Consider the following 17,645-nt stretch of genomic DNA (forward strand, 5'->3'; position numbering starts at 1 on the left):
CGGGACTCAATTATTCAGGCTTGTCAGCGGAATAGAACAACTCCGGCCTGGCACGCGCGTTCTCGCCGTCACGGGTCTCTTCGTCACAGCGCTTTGGATCGCCACCGCAGATCTCGCAGGCGGTGTCGATTCCAAGCGCACCCATACCGCCACAGGATCCCTTGATCGGGGGGCGCCCCATGATGACGCCAACAGCCATCCCGGCCATTACCAAGCCGATTACCAGCACACTGATCAGGAACATCGACATAATCTCTTCTCCGTTTGCCTCTTAGGGTTCGGGTGGACTGTCCAGCAGCGGCGCAAAATCCGCACTGTGGCGACTGAGGAAGCTGTCGCCGTCGCGGGCTATCAAATATACCGCCAAACCGCGATCACGTGCCACTGACATGGCTGCATCGGCCCCCATGACCAACAGTGCCGTAGCCCAAGCGTCGGCGAGCATGGCACTAGCATGGACCACAGTCACCGATACAAGTTCATGTGCCACCGGATACCCGGTGCGCGGATCGATACTGTGCGAGTAGCGCTTACCTTCAAACTCAAAAAAATTCCGGTAGTCACCCGAGGTCGCTATCGCAGCATCGCTCAGCTGCAATGCTTCGGCAATGGCAAAGCGCTGGGCGTCGGGACGTTCTATTGCCACGCGCCAGGCATCGCCCCGCGGGCTCCTGCCGGCAACGCGCATCTCGCCGCCGACTTCCACCAGGTAGTCGGTAATGCCCTGCTCCGCCAGCCAGTGGGCAATGCGGTCAACTGCAAAGCCCTTGGCAATGGAAGACAGGTCCAGGTACACGTCCGCCTGCTTGAGCACGGCATATTGCTCTGCGTCGATACGCAACTTGCCCTGGCCCACGCGCTCGAGCACCTCTGCAATTGCTTCGGATGCGGGCGGCTCGAGTTCGCTGCCGCGAGGACCAAAACCCCAGAGATTCACCAGCGGCCCTACAGTAATGTCATAGGCTCCGCCGCTCTCTCGGCCGACGGACAACGCAGCAGACAGCACCTGGTAGAACTCACTGGAAATGCCGAACCACTGGTTGGGCGCGCTACGATTGAAACGCGAAATTTCCGAGTCATCAAGATAGGTCGACATGCTCGCGTTAACCGACTCGAGGATCGTCTCAACGCCCTTTTGCAAGCTGGTGCCATCGGGCGCGGCATCAACTGGCTCCAGCACAGTCACACTCCAGGTGGTACCCATGGTCGCACCAGCGAGTTGGTACACCGCCGGCTGCCGCTCGCAGCCCACCAGCAGCAATGCAAGCAGCAGACACCATTTTTGAGGGAAACGCTTCATACCAACCTGACCCGGAAAACAGAAAGCCCGCATTAGATTGAACGGGACAGCGCCCCGTTCAATATGCGGGCCAGAAGATGCAATATCGAGCGGAGGTCAGCCGCCGAAATCATCCAGCATGATGTTCTCCGGTTCCACACCGAGGTCGGTCAACATCTGGATCACAGCCGCGTTCATCATCGGCGGACCACACATGTAGAACTCACAATCCTCCGGAGCCGGGTGATTCTTCAGATACTCTTCATACAGCACGTTGTGGATGAAACCGGTCAGACCGTCCCAGTTATCCTCCGGCTGCGGATCAGAGAGCGCGACATGCCAGTCGAAGTTCTCATTCTCAGCTGCAAGCTGATCGTAGTCCTCGACGTAGAACATCTCACGCAGGGAACGGGCACCGTACCAGAAAGAGATTTTGCGCTTGGAGTTCAGGCGCTTGAGCTGGTCGAAGATATGCGAACGCATCGGCGCCATGCCCGCACCACCCCCGATGAACACCATCTCGGCATCGGTATCCTTGGCAAAGAACTCGCCAAACGGACCGTAAACGGTGACCTTGTCACCCGGTTTCAGGTCGAACACCCAGGAGGACATCTGCCCGGGCGGGATGCCCTCGCTGCCGGGCGGCGGCGTGGCGATACGGATATTGAACTTGACCACGCCCTTTTCTTCCGGGTAGTTGGCCATGGAGTAAGCGCGGATAACCGGCTCTTTGACCACTGACTCGAGGTTGAAGAAACCAAAGTGCTCCCAGTCTCCGCGATACTCTTCCTCGATCTCAAAGTCGGAGAACTTGACATGGTGCGGCGGGCATTCCAGCTGCACATAACCGCCCGCGCGGAAGTCCACGTTCTCTCCCTCCGGCAGACGCAGGGTGAGTTCCTTGATGAAAGTCGCCACATTGGGATTGGACTCGACGGTACACTCCCACTGCTTGACGCCGAACACATCTTCCGGCACTTCAATTTTCATGTCCTGCTTTACCGCGGTCTGGCAGGACAGGCGCCAGCCTTCGGCGGCATCACGCTTGGTGAAGTGCGACTCCTCCGTGGGCAGCATGGAACCACCCCCCTCGTTGATAATGCACTTGCACTGCGCACAGGTGCCACCGCCGCCACAGGCTGAAGGCAGGAACAGGCCGCTCTCGGAGAGCGTCTGCAGCAATTTGCCACCGGCGGGAACGGTAATGGTTTTCTCGCCGTTAATTTCTATCTGTACATCGCCGGTGCTGACCAGCGCGTTACGGGCGACGAGAATAATCGCCACCAGCGCCAGGACAATCGCAGTGAACATCGCGACACCGAAAACAATAGTCATATCCATAAATCAATGCCCCCGCTTACAGATCGATGCCACCGAAGGACATGAAGCCAAGCGACATCAATCCAACGATAACAAAGGTAATACCCAGTCCCTGCAGGCCATCGGGCACGTCAGAATACTTGAGTTTCTCGCGAATCCCGGCCAGGGCGACGATAGCCAGCGCCCAGCCAACGCCGGAACCGGCGCCGAATACCACGCTTTCCGTGAAATCGTAATCGCGCTCAACCATGAACAGGGAAGCGCCAAGAATCGCACAGTTCACAGTGATCAGCGGCAGGAACACGCCCAGTGCGTTGTACAGCGCCGGTACAAACTTATCGAGGAACATCTCGAGAATCTGCACGATGGCCGCGATCACCCCGATATAGGACAACAGTCCGAGGAAGCTCAGGTCCACGCCCGGGAAACCGGCCCAGGCCAGTGCGCCATCAGCCAGCAGGTACTTGTAGATCAGGTTGTTGACCGGCACGGTAATGGTGAGCACCACGATCACGGCAATGCCCAGTCCCAGTGCAGCGTCAATTTTCTTGGAGATGGCCAGGAACGTGCACATGCCCAGGAAAAAGGCCAGCGCCATGTTCTCGATGAAAATCGAGCGTATAAACAGGCTCAGTAATTCTTCCATCTTACACGCCCTCCCTTGCTACGGTGTGTTTAGCCATTTTGAAGTCCGCATCCTCAACCTGCTTCTTGTCGAAGCTGCGCAGCACCCAGATGAAACCGCCGATCAGGAAGAATGCGCTGGGAGGCAACAGCAGCAAGCCGTTGGGAACGTACCAGCCACCCTCGGTAACCACGGGTAGAATTTCGTAACCCATGAGCTTGCCGGTACCGAACAGTTCGCGGAAGAAGGCCACGGCTATCAGCACCACCGAGTAACCAAGGCCGTTGCCCACGCCGTCGATAAAGCTGGGCAGTGGCGGATTCTTCATGGCGAAGGCCTCGGCACGACCCATCACGATGCAGTTGGTGATGATCAGGCCGACAAACACCGACAGCTGCTTGCTGATGGCGTAGGCGTAAGCTTTGAGTATCTGGTCCACCACGATAACGAGCGAGGCGATGATGATCATCTGCACGATAATGCGGATGCTGCCCGGGATATGGTTGCGAATCAGCGATACACCCAGGTTGGAGAACGCGACCACGGTAGTCAGCGCCACACACATCACCAGGGTGACCTGCATGCTGGATGTAACCGCCAGCGCCGAGCAGATACCCAGGATCTGCAGCGCGATCGGGTTGTTCTTGAAAATTGGATTTGTCAGTGTCTCTTTGGCGGATTCCACGATCAGGCCTCCCCGGATTTCAGGTTATCGAGAAACGGTTCGAATCCGTTTTCACCCAGCCAGAACTGGACCAGGTTGGATACACCGCGCGTGGTGAGAGTGGCCCCGGCCAGGCCGTCAATTTTGTATTCAGCGTTGGGGGCCGAGGGGTCAACGGTCCCCTTCATGACTTCGATCTGCAGATCGCCGTCGTCGTACACCTGCTTGCCGGTCCAACTGGCCTTCCAGCGCGGGTTGTCGACCTCGCCGCCGAGTCCCGGAGTTTCTTTATGCTCATAGAAGCCGATGCCGGCCACGGTTGAGGCGTCACCTTCCAGGGCAATATAGCCATAGAGCGTACCCCAAAGACCGTATCCGCGGATGGGCAGGATGATTTTCTCCACACCGCCATCGGCGGCCTCGGCAAGGTAAACCACAGCGTAGTGCTCACGGCGGAAGATCTTGGCGATGTCCTCGTCGGCACTGAGCGCCTGTGACATGTCAGATTCCTTGGCCGCCTTGCGTTCGTTATAGCTGGCAGGGTCAACCTCGTCCGTGTACTTACCGGTACGCAGATCCACCACGCGCGTGGTCATTTTGGCAAACTGCTCCTCGACGCTGCTGTTCTCATCCAGCATGCCCGCCGCGGCAAGGATATTGCGTTTTTTATCCAGGGCCTGGTTCGCTTGCTGTGCCGGCTTCAGCACGACTGCGGCGGTGGAAACCACGACCGAGCAGACGATGCAGAGGGAAAACGCGACAATCAGGGTTTTCTTGATACTGTCGTTACTAGACACGGGCAAGCCTCCTCTTGATGTTGGCCTGAACCACGAAATGGTCCATCAACGGGGCAAACAGGTTGGCAAACAGGATGGCCAGCATGATGCCTTCCGGAAATGCCGGATTGACCACTCGAATAAGCACGGTCATCAGGCCGATGAGGATACCGAATGCCCACTTGCCGCCATTGGTCATGGCTGCGGACACCGGATCTGTAGCCATGAAGATCATGCCAAAAGCGAAACCGCCGGTAACCAGGTGCCAGTACCAGGGCATGGCAAAGGCCGGGTTGGTGTCGGAGCCCACCAGGTTGAACAGCGTGGACAGGGCAAACATACCCAGGAAAACGCCTGCAACGATGCGCCACGAGGCAATACGGGTTGCCAGCAGGATAGCGCCGCCGATCAGGATCATCAGAGTGGAAGTTTCACCGATACTGCCGGGGATTGCACCCATGAAGGCGTCCATCCACGACATCTGCGAGGACAGCGCCGCCATGCCGTCAGAGGCGACGATGGACAGCGGTGTGGCCGCGGTATAACCGTCAACCGCGACCCACACGGTGTCTCCGGAAAGCTGCGCCGGGTAAGCGAAATACAGGAAAGCGCGACCGGTCAGGGCGGGGTTGAGGAAGTTCTTGCCCGTGCCGCCGAACACTTCTTTACCCACTACCACACCGAAGCTGATACCCATGGCCACCTGCCAGAGGGGTACATCGGGCGGGCAGATCAGGGCAAACAGAATAGAGGTGACGAAGAAGCCCTCGTTGACCTCGTGTCCGCGCTTCATCGCAAACAGCACTTCCCAGAAACCGCCGACCACAAACGTGACGGCGTAAATAGGCAGGAAGAACACTGCCCCGTACCAGAAACAGTGCCACAGGCTACTGGCATCGTAGCCGCCGAAGGTCTCGATCAGCCAGCCGCGCCAGCCCTCCACACTGCCACCGGCAACCGCCATGGCGTCTGTGGCCTGAAAACCCAGGTTGTACATGCCGTAGAACATCGCCGGGAAGGTGGCGAACCACACGGTGATCATGATGCGCTTCAGGTCGATGCCGTCGCGCACGTGCGCCGTGCTGCGGGTCACCGATCCAGGGGAATAGAAGATGGTATCGACCGCTTCATACAGTGCATACCAGTTCTGGAAACGACCACCCTCAGTGAAGTGGTGCTCCATATCATCAAGCATCTTACGCAAAGCCACGACTCAACCCTCCTTCTCAATGCGCGTCAGGTTATCCCGCAGGATGGGACCGTACTCATACTTACCCGCACATACATAGGTACACAGGGCCAGATCCTCTTCCTCCAACTCCAGGCAACCCAGCGCCTGGGCGGTTTCAGTGTCTCCGACAATCAGCGAGCGCAGCAGCTGCGTTGGCAGGATATCCAGAGGCATGATGGTTTCATACTGCCCCACCGGCACCATAGCGCGCTCGGAGCCATTGGTATTGGTGGTCATAGGCAACGGTTTCGTGCCCAGGAAGCTGGTCAGGTAGATACCCAGGCTGGAGTGACGCTTTGTTCCCGGAGACAGCCAACCCATGAAGTCGCGCTGGCGACCCTCAAGCAGGACTGAAACCTGGTTGTGATAGCGCCCCAGGTAAGCAGTGCCGGCTGCGACCGCGCGACCACCAAGCACCGACCCTGAAATGATACGGTTTTCACCCTCTTTCAGCTCACCCGCGCACAGGGCCTGCAGGTCTGCCCCCAGGCGTGTGCGCAGCAGGCGAGGCTTTTCCACCTGTGGGCCGGCCAGGGCGATGACGCGGTCGGTGTAGAGCCGACCGTCGAGGAACAGGCGCCCTACCGCAATGACGTCCTGGTAGCCAATCTGCCAGACCGTCTTCCCGGCGTTTACGCCCTCGAGGAAATGGATATGTGTACCGGGTAGCCCCGCCGGATGCGGGCCGGCAAATGTGGCGACCTCAATATTGGCGGCCCTGCCCTGCGGCAAGCTGGCGTCGGCCCCGGTGCAGAGGTAAACCTTGCCCGCGGTAAGTCGGGCCAGGACATCCTGCCCCACTGCAAATGCCTCGGCCTGTTCGGCAATGATCACTGCCGGGTCCGGTGCCAGCGGGTGGGTGTCTATCGCGGTGATAAAAATAGCCGCGGGCTCACTATCCAGGGCCGGCACCTTGCTGAACGGTCGGGTGCGAAGTGCTGTCCACTGGCCGCTTTCCACCAGCTGCTGGCGTATTGCCGAAGCATCCAGCCCGGCGATCTGCTCGGCGCTGTAACTGGCGAAAGTCTCGGCTTCGTCGCCATCAACGTCGATAACAACAGACTGCAACACACGCCGGGCGCCACGGTTGATCGCTGAGACGACCCCGGAAGCCGGTGCCGTGTAACGCACGCCGTCAGTTTTTTTGTCGGTGAACAGCAATTGGCCGAGTTTGACTCGATCCCCTTCCTGTACTTCCATCGTGGGCTTCATTTCGACATAGTCGAACCCGACTAGCGCAACGGCGCGCGCCGCAGGTGCATCTTCAATTACTTGCTGGGGAGCTCCCTGGATAGGGATGTCCATGCCCCGCTTGATCTTGATCATACGATCTGCCTACAGAAACTAGTGTATGTATGGATGGGCCGGAGAACGCTTGCGACGTGAACCCCCCGCACTCAGGGGCCTCTATGGAGCTGCCGCTCGGCGCGCTCCCGTCACCAGGGGATGGTGTTTTAAACCACCCGTCTCAAACCGCGCGCATTATAGAAGAAGCGCCACTAAAAGACCACCGCAAAAGCCCGACGAATACTCGCCAGTTATTTGATTTTGAACAGGTTTTATCGGTTTTTTCGACTATAGTCGAATACCCCCAAAGGGGTATGCAATACCTGGATGAGCCAGGACAGGGAGGTCAGGCGCCCGGTAAGGGGCGCCCGGCAAGGGGCGCCCAAGGTGCCAGAACGGCTACGGTCTATTTCGGGTAGACAGCGTAATCAATACCAGCCATCTGTTCGAGGATGCGGTGCACCTGGCAGCTGTAGCCGAACTCATTGTCGTACCAGAGGTACAGCACCGCCTGGTTTCCGTTCACGATTGTCGCCTGGGCGTCGAAAATACAGGCATGTCGCGAGCCGACAAAGTCCGTGGATACCACTTCCGGTGAGTTGGAGTAGTCGATCTGCTTGCGCAGCTCGGAGTGCAGCGCCTGATTGCGCATGTATTCGTTGACTTCCTCTGCTGTGGTTTCCCTGCCCAGGGTCAGGTTGAGTATCGCCATGGAGACGTTGGGCGTGGGTACACGGATTGCGTTGCCCGTGAGCTTGCCCAGCAACGCGGGCAGAACCTTGCCCACGGCCGTGGCAGCACCGGTCTCGGTCAGTACCATGTTCAGCGGCGCAGCGCGCCCGCGGCGGGATGCCTTGTGGTAATTGTCGATAAGATTCTGGTCATTGGTGAAGGCGTGCACGGTCTCTACGTGTCCCGCCGTGATGCCGTACTCGTCATGCATGGCCTTGAGCGGCGGAGCGATGGCGTTGGTGGTGCAGGAAGCGGCCGAGATGATGCGATCGCCCGGCTCGATAATCTCGTGATTGATACCGTGTACCACATTCTTCAGGTCACCTTTGCCCGGCGCGGTCAGAATGACCTTGGACACACCCTTGCTCTTCAGGTGCAGCGACAAACCGTCCTCATCACGCCATACGCCGGTGTTGTCCACTACGATGGCATCATCGATACCGTAATCGGTGTAATCGATGGTGTCAGGGCCATCAGCGTAGATGACCTTGACCTCGTTCCCGTTGGCGACGAAGGACTGGCGCTCTTCATCGACGCGGATGGTGCCATCAAAAGCGCCGTGAACCGAATCCCGGCGCAACAGGCTGGCTCGCTTGACCAGGTCATTGGGCGCCTTGCCCTTGCGCACAACGATGGCACGCAGGCGCAGACCGTCGCCGCCGTCTGTTTTCTCGATAAGGATTCGCGCCATCAGGCGGCCAATACGCCCGAAGCCGTACAGCACCACGTCCTGTGGCTTCTCCAGCGGGCGCGCGCTGGAACCGATGTCCTCCGCCACTACCTGGCGGACATATTCTTCCACCGACATGCCCTGGCCAGCGCCCTTGTCGTAATAATTGACCGCGATACGGCCCACATCGATGTGCGCAGGTCCCAGGTCTAGCCGGGCCAGTTCATCCAGGACTGGAGCCGTCTCGAACTCAGACAGCTCGTTGGCCTCAACCTGGCGCACGTAGCGGTGATCCTTCATGATCTCCGTTACCGAGCGGTTTACCAGGGATTTGCCGTAGATATAACACTTAACATCACGCTCACGCGACAGACTCCCGACAATGGGTATCATGCCCTCTGCCAGCGCCTCACGCTGTTTCCAATCCTTGAAGTAGTCGTCTGGACGTTCTCTCTTGCGGTCGTTCACGGTAGTCTCGATCCTGAGCGGTGATGAAGTTGGGGGCGCGTATTATCGTTCGATGAAATGGCCGGCGCAAGCGCTCTGCGGGCATATTCACACTCTGCCACCCCTGCGGACTGGAGCCCCGGCCGGCAGCCACGATACAATGCGCGCCCCCAGTCAGTAGTCAGACCCGAACCATGTTTACCACGCTCATCGAGGACACGCCCTGGCCACACAAGGCCGGCTCGCGCACGGCGATAGGACCTTTCTACGGTGGCAGCGACGCACGCTGCATCGCTGAACTCGCCTCTGCCGGGCGCTTACTGGTGGTGATCACCGCCGATACCAGCTCCGCGCTGGCGCTGGAGCGGGAACTGCCCTTCTACCTCGACAGCGAACTGGAGATCCTCGCGTTCCCCGACTGGGAAACCCTGCCCTACGATAACTTTTCACCGCACCAGGACATTATTTCCGAGCGCCTGAGAACGCTCTACCGGCTGCCGGAGTGTCGCGGAGGTATTCTGGTGGTGCCGGTGCCGACACTGATGCACCGGCTGCCACCGACCCACTACGTCGCCGGTTCCAGCCTGGTACTGGAATCCGGCCAGAGCATCGATCTGGACACGTTTCGGCGCAACCTGGAACGCAACGGCTATCGCAACGTGGAAACGGTCTTTGAACACGGTGAGTTTGCCTTGCGAGGCTCGCTGTTCGACATTTTCCCCATGGGCTCGCAGCTGCCCTACCGCATCGACCTCCTCGATGATGAGATCGACAGCCTGCGCACCTTCGATCCGGAATCCCAGCTTACCGTCGATAGAGTGGATGACATCAGGCTGCTGCCGGCTCGCGAATATCCGCTGGACAGCAGTGCCATTACCCGTTTCCAGATGAACTGGTGGGACAGCTTTGACGTTGATCACGACAACTGCCCGACCTATACCGAGGTCAGCGCCGGGCGCAGCCCGGGCGGCTGTGAGTACTACCTGCCGCTGTTCTTCGATGAATGCGCCACCCTGTTCGACTACCTGCCCGACGATACCGCCCTGATAGCCACGGGCGACCACCACCAGGCAGCGGAGCATTTCTGGCAGGAAGTGGGCAACCGCTTTGAAGAATACGGCATCGACCCCCGACGTCCACTGTTACCGCCCAGGCGCGGCTTCACACCCGTGGAAGAGCTCTACCAGCTACTCGGGAAGTTCCCGGTACTGGAACTGCGTCACAACCCCGACGCCCCCGTACACAGGCGGACCGAGGTGCAACCGCCACCGCAGTTGGCCAGCGACCAGACCGTGGCCTCGGCGGCGTCGAATCTCGCCAACTTCATCAACGACCACGGCGGCCCGGTGCTGCTCTGCGCCGAGTCGGCTGGCCGTCGCGAGATACTGCTGGAGTCGCTGAAGAAGCAGGGGCTGACCCCTGGCCCCGCGGACAACTGGCATGCATTTTTGGCCAGTGGTGAGCCATTCTCCATCGCCACGGCGCCACTGGACCGCGGGCTGTATTTCGGGCCCGGCAAGCCGACCCTGGTCAGCGAAGCGCAGTTGTTTGGGGAGCGCGTGGCCCAGCGCCGGCGCCGGCGCGCCAGCTCGGATGCGGCCAATGCGAACGTATTTCGCGATATCAACGAACTGCGCGAGGGTGTTCCGGTCGTTCACCTCGAGCACGGTGTCGGCCGCTATGTCGGCTTGCAGACCCTGCAGGTGGACGCACAGGAAGCCGAATTCCTGACCCTGGAGTATGCCCGCGGTTCAAAACTCTATGTGCCCGTCGCCTCGCTGCACCTGATAAGTCGCTATGCCGGCTCGGATCCGGACCTGGCACCCCTGCACTCCCTGGGCTCGGAGCAGTGGGACAAGGCGCGCCGCAAGGCCAGCGAAAAAGCCAACGACATCGCCGCCCAGCTGCTGGACGTCTACGCCCGGCGCGAGGCACGCAAGGGCTATGCCTTTGATCTCGCCGATGAAAACTATGCCCGCTTTGCCGCTGCATTCCCCTTCGAGGAGACACCGGACCAGGAACAGACTATCAATGCCGTTCTCGAAGACATGCGCAGCGACAAGGTCATGGACAGGCTGGTTTGCGGTGATGTCGGTTTCGGCAAAACCGAAGTTGCCATGCGCGCCGCCTTTGTCGCCACACAAAACAGCAAGCAGGTCGCGGTGCTGGTGCCAACCACCCTGCTGGCGCAGCAGCACTACAGCTCGTTCTGCGACCGTTTTGCCGACTGGCCGGTTAATATCGAAGTCATATCCCGTTTCAAATCCGCCGCCCAGCTGCGCGAGGTCGGCAAGCGGGTAGCCGCTGGCGAGATCGACATCCTGGTGGGAACGCACAAGCTGCTGCAAAGCGATTTTGAGTTCGATGACCTGGGACTGCTGGTGATCGATGAAGAGCACCGTTTTGGTGTGAAGCAGAAAGAAGCCATCAAGGCATTGCGCGCGCAGGTTGATATCCTGACCCTGACCGCCACCCCGATCCCGCGCACGCTGAATATGGCGCTGGGCGGGATGCGCGACCTCTCCATCATTGCCACACCGCCGGCCCGGCGCCTCTCCATCAAGACCTTCGTGCGTGAACACAACGTCGCCCTGATCAAGGAGGCCGTGCTGCGTGAAACCCTGCGCGGTGGACAGGTGTACTACCTGCACAACGAGGTCAAATCCATCGAGGAGCGCGCGCGCAAGTTGCAGGAATTGCTGCCCGACCTCAGGGTCGGCATTGCCCACGGCCAGATGCGGGAAACTGAACTGGAGCAGGTAATGTCCGCTTTTTACCACCAGCGGCACCATATCCTGCTCTGCACTACCATTATTGAAACCGGTATTGATATCCCCAACGCCAACACCATCATCATCGAGCGTGCCGACAAGTTCGGCCTGGCACAGTTGCACCAGCTGCGCGGACGAGTTGGCCGCTCGCACCACCAGGCCTACGCCTATCTGCTCACACCGCCACGGTCGGCCATTACCGCCGATGCCGGCAAACGCCTGGAGGCGATCGAGGCCGCGGGGGACCTGGGAGCGGGCTACCTGCTGGCTACCCATGATCTCGAGATTCGCGGCGCCGGTGAACTGCTGGGCGACGAACAGAGCGGGCAAATTCACTCGGTGGGCTTTTCCTTGTACATGGATATGCTCGAACGCGCAGTAGCAGCGCTCAAGCGCGGGGAAATCCCGGACGTCGACGCCCCGCTGGACGCCGGCACCGAGATCAACCTGCATCTGCCCGCGCTGATACCTGGCGACTACCTGCCCGACATCAACACCCGCCTGGTGCTGTACAAACGCATCGCCGCGGCAAGCGATGAAGAGCAACTGCGTGAGCTACAGGTGGAGATGATCGACCGCTTTGGCCTGCTGCCGGAACAGGTCAGCAACCTGTTCCTGATATCGCGACTGCGGCAGCAGGCTGAGCGACTGGGAATACGCACCATTGAAGTGGGTGATCGAGGTGGTAGTATCGAATTCAAGGAGTCCACCCGCGTCAACCCCATGTCCCTGGTGACCCTGGTCCAGTCCGATCCTCGCGCCTATAAACTTGCCGGCGCCACGCGACTGCGTTTTGAGCGGGATCTGGCGGACAAGGGGCAGCGTGTGCAGTATGTGGAGGATCTTCTCAACACGTTTGCCAATGAAGCCACGGAATACGCCGCCTGATGCCACACACCCCTCGCAAGTTTTCTGTTCTGCTGGCACCTCTGTTGCTGGCCGGTTCGCTATCCTCCGCCGCGCAAAGTGAGCGCTGGTACCAGGTGGAGTTGTTGATTTTCAGCAATCCCACGGGAGCCAACAGCGAACAGTGGGAGGCCATGCCTGACCTCGCCTATCCCGAGCCGGCGCGATTTCTGGTGAACCCGGGGCAGATAAGAGACCGGGTAGCGGAGCACCGTGGGCCCAGCGAACTGGACAGCTTCGGCCGGCTCTGGCTGCGCGCAGCCAGCGAGATTGGCACCGGCGATTCGCCAGCCGGGAATACTGGCGACACCTCCGACTCCGGCGTGACAGATCAGCCTGCGGTGTCAGGAGCAGCTTTGGCACCGACTCCGTTTGTCACCCTGCCCTCGGCACAGGGTGAGTTCCACGGCAAAACCGCGTACATGGAGCGGCGCGGCAACTACCGTATCCTGTTTCATGAAACCTGGGTACAGCCCGTGCGTGAAGAGCAGGACGCCATACCGCTGGTCATCGACCGCTCTGGCGACAGTGGCGACTGGCCTGCCCTGCAGGGCAGCGTCAAGATCCATATATCGCGCTACCTGCACGTGGAGACCAATCTCTGGCTCAACACCCAGGGCCGCTACTTGCCGGGTGACTGGCGCATGCCCGCACCGCCCCTGGGGCCAGCTTCGGTTATTGATGAGACGATTACCGAGGAAGAACTGGAAGAGCCCTACTTCATCAGCCCCGAAAGTGAGGCTGCTATTCATGCGACCGATGGCACCGGCGCTCTCGCCCCGGAAGCAGAGGTCGACGAAGCGGAGGCCTATCCCTGGCGGCACGCGGTGCTGATGCAACAAAAGCGGCGCATGCGCAGTAACGAGGTGCATTATATTGATCACCCGCTGATGGGCGTGATCGTCAGGTTCACGCCAGTGGACGCCAGCCAGTTACAGGCAATGGCACAGGCAGAACAGGAGCGGGGCGCGCTACCCGACTGATCTCCCCGACCGCTTTCGAGGCACCGGGCAGTTACCGCGCGTAGTGCGCATCGGCCGCCAGCGCAACCAGCAGCCGGCCCACCACAGCAGCCTCGCGATGCAGCGTGTCACGCATCATTTCCAGCGTCAGCGGCTTGTCATCCAGACCGGCTGCTGCATTCACCACCATGCATACACTGGCATACGCCAGGCCCAGTTCTCGCGCCAGCGAGGCTTCCGGCATGCCCGTCATACCCACCAGGTCGCAGCCGTCGCGGGCCATGCGCTGGATTTCAGCCGCCGTTTCCAGGCGCGGCCCCTGCATGACGCCGTGAACGCCGGCACCTGCATGGGCAATGGACTCTCGCCCTGCGGCGTCCAGTAGCGCCTGGCGCAAACGGGCATCGTAAGGACTGGTGAAGTCGATGTGCATCAAGGTGTCGTCTTCCCCGGTATCAAAAGTATGCTCGCGGCCCCAGGTGTAGTCGATGATCTGGTCCGGGATCACCAGGCGGCCCGGGCGCATGCCCTCACTGATACCACCTACCGCATTGATCGCTACCACGTCAGTCACGCCGAGGTGCTGTAGCGCCCAGAGGTTTGCGCGGTAGTTCACCCGGTGCGGGGGTATCGCCCGCGGGCTGCCGTGGCGCTGCAGGAAGAACAGTCGGCGCCCCCCGAGCTGGCCTTCCTGCAGCGGCCGCGAGGGCTCGCCGTAGGGAGTCTCCAGCGCATGCGTGTCCACGATCTGCAAACCGCTGAGCTGGTCCAGGCCGGTACCACCGATAACGCCTAAAATACTCATTCTGATTGCTCCGGCCCCATCTGCAGCACCTGCTCTACGTGCAGGGTTTGTGTCGGGAACGCCACATCGGCGCCGTTGGCGTGAATAATTTCCAGGGTTTTCAACAACACATCCTGCTTGATTTCATGGAATTCCACCCACACCGTGGTTTTGGTGAAGGTATAGATAAAAAAGTCCAGCGACGAGGGGCCGAAGGCGACGAAATTAACGATCAGCGTCCGCGACAGATCAAGATCCTCGTGCGCCTGCAGCATCGCTTTCACCTGCTGCACGATCGTGCCCATCTTGTCGGCGTCCTGGTAGCGAATACCGATGGTTTCATAGATGCGCCGATTGTGCATGCGCGACGGATTCTCCACCGCTATCTGACTGAAAATCGCGTTGGGAACGTACAGCGGCCGCTGATCAAAGGTCCGTATTCGCGTCAGGCGCCAGCCAATGTCTTCCACCGTACCCTCGATCTGCTTGTCCGGGGAACGTATCCAGTCACCCGTGGTGAAGGGCCTGTCCAGGTATATACTCAGGCCGCCAAAGAAATTGGCCAGCAGGTCCTTGGCGGCAAAGCCAACAGCAATACCACCGATGCCGCCAAAAGCGAGCAGCCCGGAAATCGACACGCCCACGCTCTGCAGGATCATCAGGCCGGCTATCACCCACATAGCGACCCGCAGTAACTGCGCCACGGCACGCACCGTCGCTTTATCCGTGGACCCGCTGTCGCCGTAGTGGGTAGACAGCAGTTCCTGTTCCGCTCCGCCAATCAACCTGTGCAGGAACCAGGCAAGCAACACGACCAGCAGGGTGTCGTACATGGTGACCAGGTAATCCTGCCAGCCCTCGCCCACTGTGTAGATATCCAGGGCGATGTAGCCCACCACGACCCACAGCACCACGCGAAGGGGTCGCGCCAGCGCGGTGACTACCACATCATCCCAATTGTAACTGTTGGCCTCGACGGCGCGATGCAGGCGACGAACCAGGTACCCCAGTAGCAGGTGTGCCGCGACACCGGCACACAGCAGCAGCAGGACGGCCATGCTTTCGGTATGTAACCCGAGTGTCGAAGCCAGGGACTGCAAGCGGGTATCAAGATCACTCATCGCGGGCTCAGGCACATTGGCCGCGGCGCTTTTTTAGACAATTTTTTCATTTTCAAGGGTCACCTTATCTATGCACGGGTATATAAAAGCCCGCCCGGCTTGAAGTCAACTCTGGATGTCACGCGCAAGCTCTTGATCCTTTTTGGAAATAATCAGTGCCCTCCGGAAGGTAATTTCGAAGCGCTGATTTATACCCTAATCTCATAATGGACAGCCTCAAACAGCGTGATATGTTGGTCGAGCAAGTAGGCGAACACGATGGAGGCCAGACCCGTGAAAATGTTGAGCCCGGCGATAGGCGGCTGGTACAAGGATCTGCAAACCAATGCCCTGTTTGAAGTGATTGACTGGGATCCAACGACCCTGACCATAGAGACCCAGTACCTGGATGGGGAGGTGTCCGAATACGATCTCGACGCCTGGCGCGAGATGCTGCTCGAGCACGCGGAAGCACCGGAAGACTGGCGCGCCGCCTTCGAACTGGACGACGAGGACATGCTGGACCCTGACCTGCCGATGCATCCGGAGGATTGGAACAGCCCGCTCAACTCTATTGAGCCAGACGCGATGTACGGGGTCGAGGATTTCTAGACCCCGATTCGGCATCCTCGGTACACGCCTCTCCCCTCTCTACTCAACCCCGCTCTGCCGCTACCGCGGTGCTGCTCCCGCACAGACTTTCACCGGGTTCCCGCATAAGCCCAAAACAGGCATCACCCCGCGGCATTGTCAGCGGCGGCAATACCTGTATATAATCACAGCACCTGTACAAATAACCAGATAAGGCGGCTATGGAAAAGCTCACCAAGCGACAGCAACAGGTGCTGGACATTGTTCGGCAACACATCGACCAGACAGGCTACCCTCCCACGCGCGCCGACATTGCCAGGGAACTCGGCTTCAAGTCTGCCAATGCGGCCGAGGAACACCTGAAGGCACTGGCACGCAAGGGTGCCATTGAAATCATCCCCGGCGCATCTCGCGGTATCAAGCTCCCGGGCACACCGGGAATCCCTATCATCGGTCGCGTTGCCGCGGGCAACCCGGTGCTGGCGGAAGAAAATATCGAGGACTACTGTGACCTGCCCCCGGAGTTCTTCAAACCCAGCGCGGACTACTTCCTGCGGGTCACCGGGGACAGCATGATGGATATTGGCATCTTCGACGGTGACCTGCTCGCCGTGCACAGCACACCCGTAGCCAACAATGGCGACGTGATCGTCGCGCGTATCGAAGATGAGGTCACGGTCAAGCGACTGCACCGCGGTCGCGACAAGCACCTCGTCGAGTTGCTGCCCGAAAACGCTGACTACGAGCCCATCAAGGTGGACCTGCGCGAGCAGGCGTTTGCTATCGAGGGTTTGAGCGTCGGCGTGCTGCGTCGCGGAACCTGAAGCGCGTTTTTTGGCGCGCCGGGGCTATCGCCAGGGCGCATGAATGGCGCCTGAGGAGGGCCGGCAGCTACTGTCCAGCTCCGGCAAATTAGGAGAGACGCCGTACGCTCAGTGAAGAATGCGAGGCGATTCCGGGCTTGCTTCGGCTTCCGCCTCGCCCTGCTCGGCTAGCACCGCCACTGCCTGGATGCCGGCCTGAATCATTGCCTTGGCCACTTCCAGGCTGTTCTCCATCATGTACATGCGTGACTCGTCGGAGAAGCGTATCGTCACCAGCGGTTCGGAATCGTCGTCAGCATGCTGCAATACGATTTCACCGTCTCCCAGATCCACGATCTCCAGTAAGGATGCAGACACTAAATAGACCTCTGTTTGTGAACACTGCCGGTTTAGTCTACCAGCAGGATTGGAGGCCTGACAGTCCTAAATTCGCAGCGCGGCACCCCCGAACCGGGTCGCAGCCGCGCGCCGTGGTCGCGCGAGCCGGGGCGCGAGTTCGATAATCCAAAACAGCAGGCAAAAAAAAGCGGCCCGTAAGAGACTGTGTGAAAACACCTCCGGGGTCTGACAAAATACCCGTATCGCAAGATACGGGTATTTTTTTATGCGCCATCTGGATGGAGAGTCTCGAGAACAGGGCAGTTTGCTGCCTGACACCCTGGATGACTACGTCGCT

16 protein-coding genes are annotated in these 17,645 nt (G+C 59.7%); 4 read left to right on the top strand and 12 right to left on the bottom strand.

Annotated elements, in window-relative coordinates:
- Positions 1–10 precede the first annotated feature (10 nt).
- The 9 genes from nqrM to F0M18_RS19620 form a co-directional block, all read right to left on the bottom strand.
- Entirely contained in the window at positions 11–250 is a 240-nt protein-coding gene (nqrM, locus tag F0M18_RS19580) for a (Na+)-NQR maturation NqrM (protein WP_149613149.1), read from the bottom strand.
- Between the two features lie 21 nt (positions 251–271).
- The gene (locus F0M18_RS19585; RefSeq protein WP_188109827.1) at positions 272–1,300 is read right to left on the bottom strand and encodes an FAD:protein FMN transferase; all 1,029 of its coding nucleotides are present in this window, start codon (positions 1,298–1,300) and stop codon (positions 272–274) included.
- A 96-nt stretch (positions 1,301–1,396) separates the two neighbouring features.
- Positions 1,397–2,620, bottom strand: coding sequence for an NADH:ubiquinone reductase (Na(+)-transporting) subunit F (nqrF, locus tag F0M18_RS19590; protein WP_149613151.1), 1,224 nt, complete (start codon positions 2,618–2,620; stop codon positions 1,397–1,399).
- Positions 2,621–2,636: 16 nt separating this feature from the next.
- Entirely contained in the window at positions 2,637–3,245 is a 609-nt protein-coding gene (nqrE, locus tag F0M18_RS19595; RefSeq protein ID WP_149613152.1) for an NADH:ubiquinone reductase (Na(+)-transporting) subunit E, read from the bottom strand.
- 1 nt (position 3,246) lies between these two features.
- A complete protein-coding gene (locus F0M18_RS19600; protein ID WP_149613153.1) occupies positions 3,247–3,909 on the bottom strand; it encodes an NADH:ubiquinone reductase (Na(+)-transporting) subunit D in 663 nt (220 codons plus the stop codon).
- A 2-nt stretch (positions 3,910–3,911) separates the two neighbouring features.
- Positions 3,912–4,685, bottom strand: coding sequence for a Na(+)-translocating NADH-quinone reductase subunit C (locus tag F0M18_RS19605; RefSeq protein WP_149613154.1), 774 nt, complete (start codon positions 4,683–4,685; stop codon positions 3,912–3,914).
- On the bottom strand, positions 4,678–5,874 hold the full coding sequence (locus tag F0M18_RS19610; protein ID WP_149613155.1) for an NADH:ubiquinone reductase (Na(+)-transporting) subunit B: 1,197 nt from the start codon (positions 5,872–5,874) through the stop codon (positions 4,678–4,680). The genes F0M18_RS19605 and F0M18_RS19610 overlap by 8 nt, the downstream gene beginning before the upstream one ends.
- A 3-nt stretch (positions 5,875–5,877) precedes the next feature.
- Positions 5,878–7,221 (bottom strand): Na(+)-translocating NADH-quinone reductase subunit A, encoded by a 1,344-nt coding sequence (locus tag F0M18_RS19615; RefSeq protein WP_149613156.1) that lies wholly within the window; start codon positions 7,219–7,221, stop codon positions 5,878–5,880.
- Between the two features lie 367 nt (positions 7,222–7,588).
- Positions 7,589–9,052, bottom strand: a complete 1,464-nt coding sequence (locus F0M18_RS19620; RefSeq protein ID WP_149613157.1) for a glyceraldehyde-3-phosphate dehydrogenase — start codon at positions 9,050–9,052, stop codon at positions 7,589–7,591.
- Positions 9,053–9,225: 173 nt separating this feature from the next.
- Between F0M18_RS19620 and mfd the strand changes: the two genes are divergently transcribed.
- Positions 9,226–12,690 (top strand): transcription-repair coupling factor, encoded by a 3,465-nt coding sequence (mfd, locus tag F0M18_RS19625; RefSeq protein WP_149613158.1) that lies wholly within the window; start codon positions 9,226–9,228, stop codon positions 12,688–12,690.
- The gene (locus F0M18_RS19630) at positions 12,690–13,691 is read left to right on the top strand and encodes a CsiV family protein (protein WP_149613159.1); all 1,002 of its coding nucleotides are present in this window, start codon (positions 12,690–12,692) and stop codon (positions 13,689–13,691) included. Before mfd ends, F0M18_RS19630 begins: the two co-directional genes overlap by 1 nt.
- A 31-nt stretch (positions 13,692–13,722) precedes the next feature.
- Here F0M18_RS19630 and F0M18_RS19635 read toward each other — a convergent pair whose 3' ends face one another.
- Both F0M18_RS19635 and F0M18_RS19640 read right to left on the bottom strand, forming a co-directional pair.
- Positions 13,723–14,475, bottom strand: coding sequence for an S-methyl-5'-thioinosine phosphorylase (locus F0M18_RS19635; RefSeq protein ID WP_149613160.1), 753 nt, complete (start codon positions 14,473–14,475; stop codon positions 13,723–13,725).
- On the bottom strand, positions 14,472–15,575 hold the full coding sequence (locus F0M18_RS19640; RefSeq protein ID WP_149613161.1) for a mechanosensitive ion channel family protein: 1,104 nt from the start codon (positions 15,573–15,575) through the stop codon (positions 14,472–14,474). Before F0M18_RS19640 ends, F0M18_RS19635 begins: the two co-directional genes overlap by 4 nt.
- A gap of 279 nt (positions 15,576–15,854) precedes the next feature.
- Here F0M18_RS19640 and F0M18_RS19645 point away from each other — a divergent pair, with 279 nt between their 5' ends.
- Both F0M18_RS19645 and lexA read left to right on the top strand, forming a co-directional pair.
- Positions 15,855–16,166, top strand: coding sequence for a DUF6763 family protein (locus tag F0M18_RS19645; protein WP_262501006.1), 312 nt, complete (start codon positions 15,855–15,857; stop codon positions 16,164–16,166).
- 200 nt (positions 16,167–16,366) lie between these two features.
- A complete protein-coding gene (lexA, locus tag F0M18_RS19650; RefSeq protein ID WP_149613163.1) occupies positions 16,367–16,969 on the top strand; it encodes a transcriptional repressor LexA in 603 nt (200 codons plus the stop codon).
- A gap of 108 nt (positions 16,970–17,077) precedes the next feature.
- Here lexA and F0M18_RS19655 read toward each other — a convergent pair whose 3' ends face one another.
- The gene (locus F0M18_RS19655; RefSeq protein ID WP_149613164.1) at positions 17,078–17,326 is read right to left on the bottom strand and encodes a hypothetical protein; all 249 of its coding nucleotides are present in this window, start codon (positions 17,324–17,326) and stop codon (positions 17,078–17,080) included.
- Positions 17,327–17,645: the final 319 nt, after the last annotated feature.

The sequence above is a fragment of the Pseudohalioglobus sediminis genome (assembly GCF_008370495.1).
GTDB lineage: Bacteria > Pseudomonadota > Gammaproteobacteria > Pseudomonadales > Halieaceae > Halioglobus.

Coding starts and splice junctions, on each gene's coding strand:
- nqrM (WP_149613149.1), bottom strand. CDS start 250: ATGTCGATGTTCCTGATCAGTGTGCTGGTAATCGGCTTGGTAATGGCC.
- F0M18_RS19630 (WP_149613159.1), top strand. CDS start 12,690: ATGCCACACACCCCTCGCAAGTTTTCTGTTCTGCTGGCACCTCTGTTG.
- F0M18_RS19585 (WP_188109827.1), bottom strand. CDS start 1,300: ATGAAGCGTTTCCCTCAAAAATGGTGTCTGCTGCTTGCATTGCTGCTG.
- nqrF (WP_149613151.1), bottom strand. CDS start 2,620: ATGGATATGACTATTGTTTTCGGTGTCGCGATGTTCACTGCGATTGTC.
- F0M18_RS19615 (WP_149613156.1), bottom strand. CDS start 7,221: ATGATCAAGATCAAGCGGGGCATGGACATCCCTATCCAGGGAGCTCCC.
- F0M18_RS19635 (WP_149613160.1), bottom strand. CDS start 14,475: ATGAGTATTTTAGGCGTTATCGGTGGTACCGGCCTGGACCAGCTCAGC.
- F0M18_RS19645 (WP_262501006.1), top strand. CDS start 15,855: ATGTTGAGCCCGGCGATAGGCGGCTGGTACAAGGATCTGCAAACCAAT.
- lexA (WP_149613163.1), top strand. CDS start 16,367: ATGGAAAAGCTCACCAAGCGACAGCAACAGGTGCTGGACATTGTTCGG.
- mfd (WP_149613158.1), top strand. CDS start 9,226: ATGTTTACCACGCTCATCGAGGACACGCCCTGGCCACACAAGGCCGGC.
- F0M18_RS19640 (WP_149613161.1), bottom strand. CDS start 15,575: ATGAGTGATCTTGATACCCGCTTGCAGTCCCTGGCTTCGACACTCGGG.
- nqrE (WP_149613152.1), bottom strand. CDS start 3,245: ATGGAAGAATTACTGAGCCTGTTTATACGCTCGATTTTCATCGAGAAC.